At 74.1% G+C, this 10,675-nt stretch carries 7 protein-coding genes; 1 reads left to right on the top strand and 6 read right to left on the bottom strand.

Translation table 11 applies throughout. From position 1 onward, the window contains the following. The 6 genes from ACRX5W_RS18665 to coaBC form a co-directional block, all read right to left on the bottom strand. Nucleotides 1–360, bottom strand: a 360-nt coding sequence (locus tag ACRX5W_RS18665; RefSeq protein ID WP_436789320.1) for a methionyl-tRNA formyltransferase, incomplete at its 3' end; no start/stop codon positions are given. Nucleotides 361–365: 5 nt separating this feature from the next. Then, nucleotides 366–911, bottom strand: coding sequence for a peptide deformylase (gene def / locus ACRX5W_RS18660; RefSeq protein ID WP_436789319.1), 546 nt, complete (start codon nt 909–911; stop codon nt 366–368). Between the two features lie 274 nt (nt 912–1,185). Further along, the gene (locus ACRX5W_RS18655) at nt 1,186–3,441 is read right to left on the bottom strand and encodes a primosomal protein N' (protein WP_436789318.1); all 2,256 of its coding nucleotides are present in this window, start codon (nt 3,439–3,441) and stop codon (nt 1,186–1,188) included. Nucleotides 3,442–3,478: 37 nt separating this feature from the next. Continuing rightward, the gene (locus tag ACRX5W_RS18650; protein ID WP_436789317.1) at nt 3,479–3,982 is read right to left on the bottom strand and encodes a DUF1707 SHOCT-like domain-containing protein; all 504 of its coding nucleotides are present in this window, start codon (nt 3,980–3,982) and stop codon (nt 3,479–3,481) included. Nucleotides 3,983–4,286: 304 nt separating this feature from the next. After that, entirely contained in the window at nt 4,287–5,480 is a 1,194-nt protein-coding gene (gene metK / locus ACRX5W_RS18645; protein ID WP_436789316.1) for a methionine adenosyltransferase, read from the bottom strand. Nucleotides 5,481–5,704: 224 nt separating this feature from the next. After that, entirely contained in the window at nt 5,705–6,922 is a 1,218-nt protein-coding gene (gene coaBC, locus ACRX5W_RS18640; protein ID WP_436789315.1) for a bifunctional phosphopantothenoylcysteine decarboxylase/phosphopantothenate--cysteine ligase CoaBC, read from the bottom strand. A 406-nt stretch (nt 6,923–7,328) separates the two neighbouring features. Here coaBC and ACRX5W_RS18635 point away from each other — a divergent pair, with 406 nt between their 5' ends. After that, a complete protein-coding gene (locus ACRX5W_RS18635; protein ID WP_436789314.1) occupies nt 7,329–10,643 on the top strand; it encodes a DUF2157 domain-containing protein in 3,315 nt (1,104 codons plus the stop codon). Nucleotides 10,644–10,675 lie beyond the last annotated feature (32 nt).

Genomic DNA, 10,675 nt, shown 5'->3' with positions numbered 1-10,675 from the left:
CCCCCCCCCCCCCCCCCCCCACGCGGGCAGCAGCGAGAAGTGCAGGTTCACCCAGCCCCGAGCCGGGATGTCCAGCGCCACCTTGGGCAGCAGCGCGCCGTACGCCACCACCGGGCAGCAGTCGGGAGCGATCTCCCGCAGGCGGGCCAGGAACTCCGGGTCCCGAGGACGCTCGGGCCGAAGCACCTCGATCCCCGCGTCGGCCGCGCGCTCCGCCACCGGCGACGGCCGCAACTTGCGCCCCCGGCCGGAGGGGGCATCGGGACGCGTCACCACCGCGGCCACCTCGTGCCGTGACGCGATCAACGCCTCCAGGGACGGAACCGCGACCTCCGGAGTCCCCGCGAAAACCAGCCGCATCGCGATCAGAGCGCCTTTCCGAAGGTCCCGTGCGGCGAGACCCTGACCGTCGGCGGCGCCTGCCCCGCCCATTCCGCTTCCCGGATCGCCCGCAGCGCCGCCTTGCGCTGCTCGCGGTCGAGCCGGTCGATGAACAGGATCCCGTCGAGATGGTCCGTCTCGTGCTGGATGCAGCGCGCCAGAAGCTCGGTGCCCTCGATCGTCACCGGGTCCCCGTGCATGTTGAAGCCTTTGGCGACCACACCGAACGCACGCTTGGTGTCGTACGTCAGCCCGGGAAGCGAGAGACAGCCTTCCGCACCGTCCTGCTCCTCGTCCGACAGATCGAGGTTCGGATTGATCAGGTGGCCGATCTCGCCGTCCACGAAGTACGTGAAGACCCGCAGCGACACCCCGATCTGCGGAGCCGCGAGCCCCGCGCCCGGAGCGTCCATCATCGTGTCGGTCAGGTCCTTGACCAGGACCCGCAGCTCTTTGTCGAAGACCGTCACCGGATCCGCCGCGGTTCGCAACACCGGATCACCGAAAAGGCGGATCGGTTGGACTGCCACGTAAGAACTCCCGTTCGACCGACGAAAACTGACCAGGGGCACCCCCCGTGATCAGCCCAGTCTACCGACGGCCCCGGCACCCTCCGCCCTCGCGGAAGACGCCCGCGCCCCGCACCCGGCACGACCCGCGCATGCCCCGCGCACCCCGAACCCCAGGGGGCTCACGGCGTCGGTGGTCCTCGCCCACGGCTCCCCGCCACGCGTGCACCACCGCGCCGACTCCCCCGACGCAGTAGCTTCCTGACACACCGTCGGAGACGACCGCCCGCCGTCCTCACCCGATGTCGAGCGGGTCCATGCGGATCCACACGGACTGCGGCGCGCCTCGGGACATCCACAGGGCCTGCACGGTTTTCAGGGCGGCGGCCAGTTCCGCGCCGCGGCCGGGGGCGACGCGGAGCAGGATGCGTTCGCGGCGATCGTCGTCCGCCGCCTCGGGGGCCGGGCCGGGTCCGCGGGTCGCCCCCCACAGGTCCGGCCGGGCGGGGTCGGGGGCGGCCGGGCGCCGTATCCCGGCACGCGCGGCGGCGGCTTTCGTACGAGCCCTGCCTCCCCCGCGTTCCGGACCCGGCGCGGGACGCCGCGGGAGCGGCGGTGCGGGCACGGGCCCCAGGACATCGGTGCCGTCCGGAAGGCGGAGGAGGCGCATGATCTCGGTGACCGCGGCAGGCGGCCCGGTGATCGACGCCATGCGGGAGACCGGTGGCAGCCCGAGCTCCGCCCGCTCGCCGAGTTCGGTGCGGGCGAAGCCCTGCGGGTCCCAGCGGACCAGGGCCTGCACCGGGCGCAGGGTGGGTTCGGCGAGGACGACGACCGTGCCGCCGTCGGAGGCGGGGCGTACGAGGGAGGCCGCACCGAGCCATCGCCGCAAGGCCTCTTCGCCGGCGCGCAGGTCGGGGCGGTTGAGAAGGAGCCAGCCGTCGAGGAGCAGCGCCGCCGCGTAGCCGCCGGCCGCGACGGGCTCGGCTCCGGGCGTGGCGATGACGAGGGCGGGCGTGTCGGGGACCTCGGTGAGCACGGTGTCCCGGCCGGAGGTGCGCACGCGGATCCGAGGGAACGCACGTCCGAGTTCTTCGGCGGTGCGCCGGGCCCCGACGACGTTCGCGCGCAGCTCGGGGCTTCCGCACTCGGTGCAGTGCCATCCGACGTGGTGCCTGCCGCACCACCCGCAGGTCAATGCGCTTTCGGCGTGCGTGAGTTCGAGAGGGCCGGCGCAGGTCTGGCAGCGAGCGGCGGCGCGGCATCGTCGGCAGGCGGCGCGGGGGACGTAGCCGCGACGCGGCACCTGGACGAGGACGGGCCCGGTTTCCAGTGCGCGGCGGGCGACTTCCCAGGCCATCGTGGGCAGGCGCGCGGTACGTGCGGCTTCGTCGCGGGCGAGGTCGAGGTCGCCGATCGTGCGGACGAGCGGCGCGGCGGCGCGTACGCGGGCTCGCGGCGCCTCGACGGGTTGGGCCCAGCCGGAGCGGACGAGTTGGGCGGCGTCGACCGAGGTGGTGAGCCCGCCGACGGTGAATGCGGCCGGTTCGCGGAGCGCGCGCATCACGAGCACTTCACGCGCGTGGGGCTGTGGTGCGCGCGGTTCGGAGTGGGCGGTGTCTCCGTCGTCCCACAGTGCGACGAAACCGAGGTCGGCGACGGGCGCGAACATCGCCGCGCGCGTGCCGACGACGGCCTTGACACGTCCCCGGCTGACGGCGAGCCAGCGGCGGTAGCGCTCTTCGGGTCCCACGTCGGCGGTGAGGGCGATGTGCCGCCCGGGGCCGAGCAGTTGCGCGAGGGCTTCGTCCACCCGGGCGACGGCCTTGCCGTCGGGGAGGACGACGAGCGCGCCGCGTCCGGTGGACAGGGTCGTGGCCATGAGGATCGCGATCTCGGCGGGCCAGGTCGGCCCGGGAAGTGCGGTCCACACGGTACGCGGGGTCTCTCCGGCCGCGAGTGCGTCCAGCAGCGCGGTGCCCTCGGCGTAGCGCGTCCACGGCCCGGCGTCGGGGCGGGCCGGCGCGGGGAGCGGGTCGGGCGCGGGCTCGGCCTCGACGCGTGCGTGTCGGGGCGGAAGGGCGAGGGAGAGGACGTCGGCGAGGGTTCCGGCGTACCGGTCGGCGACGCCGCGGGCGAGGTCGAGCATGCGCTCGGGAAGGACGGGCTCGGCTGACAGGACACGTTCGATGCGGGCGAGCGGTCCGGTGTAGTCGCTGGTGGGGAGGCGTTCGACGATGATGCCGTCGATGAGCCCGCCGCCTTGCCGCCGGTTGTCGGCGACGTGCCCGCCGAAGCGGACACGTACGCGCACGCCCGGCTGGGCGTCCGCCGACATGGTTTCGGGGACGGCGTAGTCGAAGTACTGGTCGAGGTGGGACAGGCCTTTGTCGACGACGACCCGGGCGACGGGCAGTTCGGCGGCGAGCGCGGGGGGCTGCTTCGGCTTGGCGGCTTTCGCGGCCTTGCGTGCGGCGGCGACGGCGATCTCCAACTGCTCGGCCGGAGCAGTCGTGTCGTCGTTCGGCTCCCCCGCGCGTTGCTCACCCACTCTGGCATTTTCGCAGATCAGGGCGACACGGCCGACGTCATTCCTGCTGCGGCCCGTGCCTTCGTACGCACAGTTCGACGGCGCCGAGCACGGACGCGGCGGGGCCGAACACCCAGATCGGCCAGAAGTACTCCGGCCCGTGGGTGATGAGCACAAGGAACCAGATGGCGACGTTGACCGCGGTCACCGCGAGAACAGCGGTCCAGAGCCCGCGCAGGATCTCCCGCCCGTTCGGCGCGCTCCGGCTCCGCACCACGGCGGGCGCCGGCCGCGGCACCGGGGCCGCCGTACGCGCCGGGACCGCGCCGGTGTCGGAGCCGGACGAGCGCAACAGCGCGACCTCGTGGACGAGGTGTTCGGGGGGCGGCAGATCCTTGAGCAGCCGGGCGAGGTCGCCGAGGGTGACCGCGGAGTAGGCCTCCCCGACGCGTTCGGTGTACTCGTCCAGCGTCAGGCGCCCTTGGTCGTGATGCGTGCGCAGAAGCTCGACCGCCGCCTCGCGGTCGACGTCGGATGCCCGCATGGCCGGTTGCGTCAGCATGCGTACGAGGCTAGGCAGACGAGCCGCACCCCGGGATGGGGCTAACCCCACTCTTTGGGCGACCGGTCCGCGACGGTGGACCGAGCGCTGTCAGCACAGCGCCGCAACCTTGCGCAGGATCAGACGCTCCTCCTCGGTGGGCGACTTCGCGCGTCGCTGTGGCGTGGCTGCGGTGGCCCGTGCGCCCCCGCGCTGCCGTGCACACGCCCGCGGCCCGGCAACCGGATATCTCCGGTGGCCGGCCCCCGGGTCGTGTACGGCGTTCGATTATGTGCACCGGGCCGGAGCCGGGTCCACGGGTTTTCTAGCTGCTCAGAGCCGCCTTGAGGGCGTCGACGCGGTCGGTGCGCTCCCACGTGAAGTCGGGGAGGTCGCGGCCGAAGTGCCCGTATGCGGCGGTCGCCGCGTAGATGGGCCGGAGCAGGTCGAGGTCGCGGATGATGGCGGCGGGCCGCAGGTCGAAGACCTGGGCGACGGCCGCCTGGATGCGCTCGACGGGAAGCGACTCGGTGCCGAAGGTCTCGACGAAGAGGCCCACCGGCTCGGCCTTGCCGATCGCGTACGCGACCTGCACCTCGCAGCGGCGCGCGAGGCCCGCGGCGACGATGTTCTTCGCGACCCAGCGCATCGCGTAGGCGGCCGAGCGGTCGACCTTGGACGGGTCCTTGCCGGAGAACGCGCCACCGCCGTGCCGGGCCATGCCGCCGTAGGTGTCGATGATGATCTTGCGGCCGGTGAGCCCGGCGTCGCCCATCGGGCCGCCGATCTCGAAGCGCCCGGTCGGGTTGACGAGGAGGCGGTAGCCCTCGGTGTCGATCGAGAGCCCGGCGAGCTCCGGCTCCACGACGTACTCGCGGATGTCGGGGGCGAGGAGCGAGTCGAGGTCGATGTCGGCGGCGTGCTGCGAGGAGACGACGACGGTGTCGAGGCGTACCGGGCGGTCGCCGTCGTACTCGATGGTGACCTGGGTCTTGCCGTCGGGCCGCAGGTAGGGGATGGTGCCGTTCTTGCGGACCTCGCTCAGGCGCTTCGACAGCCGGTGGGCGAGGGTGATCGGGAGCGGCATCAGCTCGGGCGTGTCGTCGCAGGCGTAGCCGAACATCAGGCCCTGGTCGCCGGCGCCCTGGCGGTCGAGCTCGTCGTCGTCTCCTTCGACGCGCGCTTCGTAGGCGGCGTCGACGCCCTGTGCGATGTCGGGGGACTGGGAGCCGATGGAGATCGACACGCCGCAGGATGCGCCGTCGAACCCCTTCTTGGAGCTGTCGTAGCCGATTTCGAGGACGCGGTCGCGGACGATCGTGGGGATGTCCGCGTAGCCCTTGGTCGTCACTTCACCGGCGACGTGGACCTGGCCGGTGGTGATGAGCGTCTCGACGGCGACCCGGGACGTGGGGTCCTCTTTGAGGAGCGCGTCCAGAATGGAGTCGCTGATCTGGTCGGCGATCTTGTCCGGGTGACCTTCGGTCACGGACTCCGAGGTGAACAGTCGGCGCGACACTTCGCTCCCTGGGGTTGCAGCGGCTGCTGGCTGACGACGACGCGCAGGTAGAACGCGAGGTCACCGGAATTCTGGCCCGAGTGTAGCCCGAAGCCCCGCGTGGTCGTAGATGTTGTCCGGCTGTGCGCGCGACGTGGCTTTACTCACGCCCTGTCAGCGCGTCGCCGGGATATGGCGCGAAGTTCATGCGGCGTGTCGCGATGGCGCGGGGCGGTCCGGGCGGGTCACGCGGGCGTGTCCGGGAGCAGTGGGACGACGCGGTCCCAGACGGCGTCGGCGAGGTCTTCCTTGAGGCCGAACGGTACGGGCGTCTCGCTGCCGTCGGCGCCGAGGATGACGGCTTCGTTGCCGTCGGCGCCGAACGTGCGGGTGGCGCCCACTTCGTTGACGACCAGCAAGTCGCAGCGTTTGCGCGCGAGTTTCGCGCGGCCGTGGGCGAGCACCTCGTCGGTTTCGGCGGCGAAGCCGACGACGACCTGTCCGGGGCGCGGGCGTTCGCGGGAGATCTCGGCGAGGACGTCGGGGTTCTTGACCAGGGTGATCGGTTCGGGTTCGGCGTCCGTCTTCTTGATCTTGCCGTCGACGTACGCGGCGGGCCGGAAGTCGGCGACGGCCGCGGCCATGACGACGCAGTCGGCGTCGGCCGCCGCCTTGACGACGGCTTCGCGCAGTTCGACGGCGGTGCCGACGGTGACGACGTCCGCGCCGGCCGGGTCGGGAAGGTTGACGTTCGCCGCGATGAGCGTGACGCGGGCGCCGCGCGCGACGGCGGTGCGGGCGAGGGCGTAGCCCTGTTTGCCGGAGGAGCGGTTGCCGAGGAACCGGACGGGGTCGAGGGGTTCGCGGGTGCCGCCCGCGGAGACGACGATGAGGCGGCCGGTGAGGTCGGCGGCCCGGTCGCGGCGTACGAGGGCACGGCGCGCGACGTGGAAGATCTCGTCGGGGTCGGGCAGGCGGCCCTTTCCGGTGTCCTTGCCGGTCAGGCGGCCGACCGCGGGCTCGATGACGATCGCGCCCCGGCGGCGCAGCGTCGCGACGTTTTCGCGGGTCGCGGGGTGCTCCCACATTTCGGTGTGCATCGCGGGCGCGAACACGACGGGACAGCGGGCCGTCAGCAAGGTGTTGGTCAGCAGGTCGTCGGCGAGCCCGTGGGCGGCCTTGGCGAGGATGTCGGCGGTCGCGGGGGCCACGACGACGAGGTCGGCGTTCTGCCCGATGCGCACGTGGGGCACTTCGTGCACGGCGTCCCACACGTCGGTGGCGACGGGTTGCCCGGACAGGGCGGCCCAGGTCGGGGCGCCGACGAAGTTGAGTGCGCTCGCGGTCGGCACGACGCGTACCTCGTGGCCGGACTCGGTGAGCCTGCGCAGCAGCTCGCACGCCTTGTAAGCGGCGATGCCGCCCGCGACGCCGAGGACCACACGGGGACGGGGGTGGGTCATCGCTGCATCTCCTGCGGGTCTCCGGGGTTCCGGGGCGGTGTCGGGCCGTGTGGGGCTGCGGGTTCCGACATGCGGTTTCCGGCCTTCGAGAGTAGCGACGCGCCGAGCCGGTCGGCGAACCGGTGCAGGGAGCCCGCCGTCGGTGAATGAGTACCTGTACGGATGCCTCCGTTCCGCTGAACGGGCGACGCTGGGAACGCGGAGCGGGGAACTCCGGGTGCGCGCGAGGGCGCGCCCCGGCCCGGTCGTGATCGCGGGACGCCGGGAGCCCGCGACGCCGGGGCCGCGTGGCGCTTCGAGGGGGATGTCGATGATCGGGATCAGTTGGCTCGCGGACCCGGGGAGGTGTCCGGACTGCGGTCGGCCGCTGGCGGCTCCGCGGCCGTCGGCGTGTCCGCGTTGCGGGTTGCCGCTGACCGGGCCGCTCGCGGTGGACCTGTGGAACGTGAGCGCGGAGGCGAAGCGCCTGCTCGACCGCCGCACGGTGCTCCTGGGCGAGTTGCGGGCCTCGGCGCGGCAGGCCGCGGTGGCCGGTGCGCCTCGTGTGGCGGCGGAGCCGCATGACGCGGCGGGCACCGCGCCGGCCGATACCGCGCCGGACGGCGACGCGGTTCCGGTCGCGTCGGGCCCGCGTCACGAACTCCCTGAACCCACACCTGCGTTGACTCCGCCGACGGTCCGCCCTGCGACCATGGTCTCAGGGCCGTCCCGGCCCCCGGAGGTCGCACGCCGCCGTGTCGCACGGTTCTTCCTCGGCACCGGTGTGCTGCTGCTGGTCGTCGCCGCGGTGGTGTTCGTCGCGGTGACGTGGCAGCGTGCCGGGACCGGCGGGCGCGCGGTGGTCATGGCGTTGCTGCTGGTGCTGTCCGCACTCGGCGCCGCGATCGCGGAGCGGCGCGAACTCCCGCTCACTGCTGAGGCGTTGGGGGCGCTGTCGGTCGCGATGGGGCTGTTGGACGGCTACGCGGCGTGGGCCGCGGACCTCGGGGGTCTGCGCGGCGCCGACGGGCTGGTGGTCTCCGCGGTGACGTTCACCGCGGTCGGCGGTGCGGCGTGGGCCGGCAGCAGGGTCTTGGGCCTGCGGACGCTGCGCGTCTCGGCGGCGTTGCTGCTTCAGGCGCCGGTTCCGTTGCTCGCCGGGCATGTGGGGAGCACGCACGCCTCGCTGCTCCCCCTCGCGGTCGGTTTCGCGGTCCAGGCGGCGGCCGAAGTGGCTTTGCTCCGTTGGGCGTTCCGCATGCGTGCGCTCTCCGACGCGGGAGCGAAGGCCGACGCGCACGCCGCCGAAGGCAACGCGGCCCGCCTGCCGCGCTCCCCGGCCGTGCGCGTCACGGTGTGGGGTGCGGGTGCCTACTGGCTCGCGGCCTACGGCCTCGCGGCGGCCGAGTCCGGCAGCGGGTCCGCGGTGGGCGTGATGGTGCTGGTCGCGGTCGTCGCGGGGCTCGTCGCGTGGACACTGAGCGCGTTCGCCACCTTGCGGCACATCGCGTCGGGGGCGTGCACGCTGGCGCTGCTCACCGTGGTGGCGATGCTCGGCGATCGGTTGGGCGGCGACGGGTCCGGCGATCTCCCGGCCGCATGGCTGCCGGCTTGGACCGCCGTGTTGACGCTGACGACGGTCGCGCTGGTGTACGCGGTGCCGCGGGCGTACCGGCCCGGACCGCTCGCGGTGATGGCCGTCCCGTACGCGGTCGGCCTGGTGGCCGCGTTGGTGGCCGTCTTCGCCGCGGTGCTGTCGCCGGTGGCGTGGCTCGGGCACGCTTGGGCCGCCGAGGGCGGCATGTCGGGATCACGGGCGTTCCTGACGCCCGGCGACACGTGGGGTTTCGGTGCCGCTCCGCTCGTGGTGGTTCCGGCGACGGGGCTCACCGCGATGGTGGCCGCGCACCTGCTGGGCCGGGGCGCGTGGTGGCGTGTGATCGCGGCGGTGACCCTCGCCTCGTGGTCGGCGGTCGTGCCGCTGTCGGCGGACGTGCCGCTGCCGGTCGCGGTCGGCTGGCACGTGGCGGGGGGCGTCGCGCTTGTGCTCGGCGCGTCGAAGCTGACCGGGGAGCGGGAGCCGGTGGCGCGATGCTCCGGCATCGCCCTGATGGCCCTCGGGGTGTCGTGGTCGCTGGCGTTCGCGGGGCTGTCGGTCGTGGTCTGGGCGGTCGTCGCGGGGGCGGCCGGTGCGCTGGTCCGCGTTGTCCCGTCCGCGTGGCGGCCGGGTTGGGCGACGGGGGCGGCTGCGGTGGCCCTCGGCGATGTGGCGATGGCCGCGCGCTGGGCCGAGGCCGGTGCCGCGCACACGGGCACGGTCGTGGCCGTGTGCGGCGCGGCGGTCGTCGCGGCGTGCTGCGTCGCGGCACGCCGTTTCGCCGATGCGCCGGTATCGACCCGGCGGGTGGCGGACGCGGTGACCGCGGTCGGCGCGATCGCGGCGGTCTGCGGCACCGCGGCGTCCGCGTCGCGCGGCGCTCCTTCGTGGACGATGGCGGTCTCCCTCGGAGCAGCGGCCGTGGCCGCGTCCGTCGCGGTGGCGGTACGGCCGGCGCAGCAGCGGCCGTGGTGGGCGGCGATGGCGGTGGCGGCGGGTGTGTCCGCCCTGGCGCGTGGCGCGTACTCGATGGGGTTGTCGGTCGCGTGGTCGGGTCTGGTCGCCGCGGCACTGGCCGGCGTCGTCCTGGCGGCCTCGCCGTCGGCCGTCGCGCGGCGCGTGTCGTTGGTGAAGGCCGCGGGCACGGCGGATGCGCGGGCGGCGTTGTCGATGACGGTCGAGATGACTTCGGCGGTGTTGCTCGCGGCCGGGACGGTCGCGGCGGCGTCGGACGCGTGGGCGCGTACCGCGGCGCTGGGGGTCGGTGCCGTGGCGGCGGCGTTCCGGACCCCCGCAGGGCGGTCGGCGCTGCGGCCGGTGTGGGCGCCGGCGTGTGCGGGCTTGCTGGTGGCGGTGGCGGCGGCCGGATCGCACGCCGCGGGTCTGTCGGACGCGGCCGTGGCCATGACGGCGGTGTGCGTCGCCGCGGCGCTGTTCGTGGCTGCCCCGTATACCCCGTGCGTGGCCGCGCTCCCGGCGGTGGCGTCCGTACTGGCTGCCGCGGGGGCGTTCGGCGTCATGGGGGCGGCGGCCACGCGCCCGGAGCGTCTGTGGATCGCCCTCGCGGTCGTGGGGTCGGCAGGGCTGTCGGCGGTGTTCACGCCGGCCTCGCGTGCGGGCGGGGAGGCGCTCCGGCGGGTCTCGGGCATCACGGGCGCGGCGTCCCTGCTCGCGGCCTACTGGGCCGGGCTCGGCGTCGCCGGGGTGGCGGTGGCCGAGGCATACACGCTCCCTCCGGGGGTTCTGCTGCTGGCCGGGGGCGGGTGGCTGCGGCGTCGGCGGCCCGAGCTGGGGTCGTGGCCGGCGTTCGGGGTCGGGCTGGCGGCCGTGTTGGTGCCGTCGCTGCCCCTTGCGGTGGCCGATGAGGCGCTGCTGCGTCCGGCGCTCTTGGGGGCCGCAGCCATCGCAAGTCTGGTGGCGGGGGCCCGGTTCCGTTTGCAGGCGCCGCTGGTGATGGGTGCGGGCGTGCTGTCGGCGGTGGCGGTGTTCCAGTTGTCGGCGCCGGTGGTGGCGGCGTACGAGGCGCTGCCCCGGTGGGCGGTGCTCGCGGGCGCCGGGCTGCTGCTGATCGTGTTGGGCGCCGGATACGAGCGGCGGCTGCGGAATCTGACGCGGCTCGGGCGCATGGTGCGCGGGCTCGACTGACGCGCAGCGGCGGCGGGTCGGCCGGGGCCGCC

Source organism: Yinghuangia sp. YIM S10712, from assembly GCF_051388935.1.
Classification (GTDB): Bacteria; Actinomycetota; Actinomycetes; order Streptomycetales; family Streptomycetaceae; genus Yinghuangia.
This window is presented reverse-complemented; position numbering and strand designations above follow the sequence as displayed.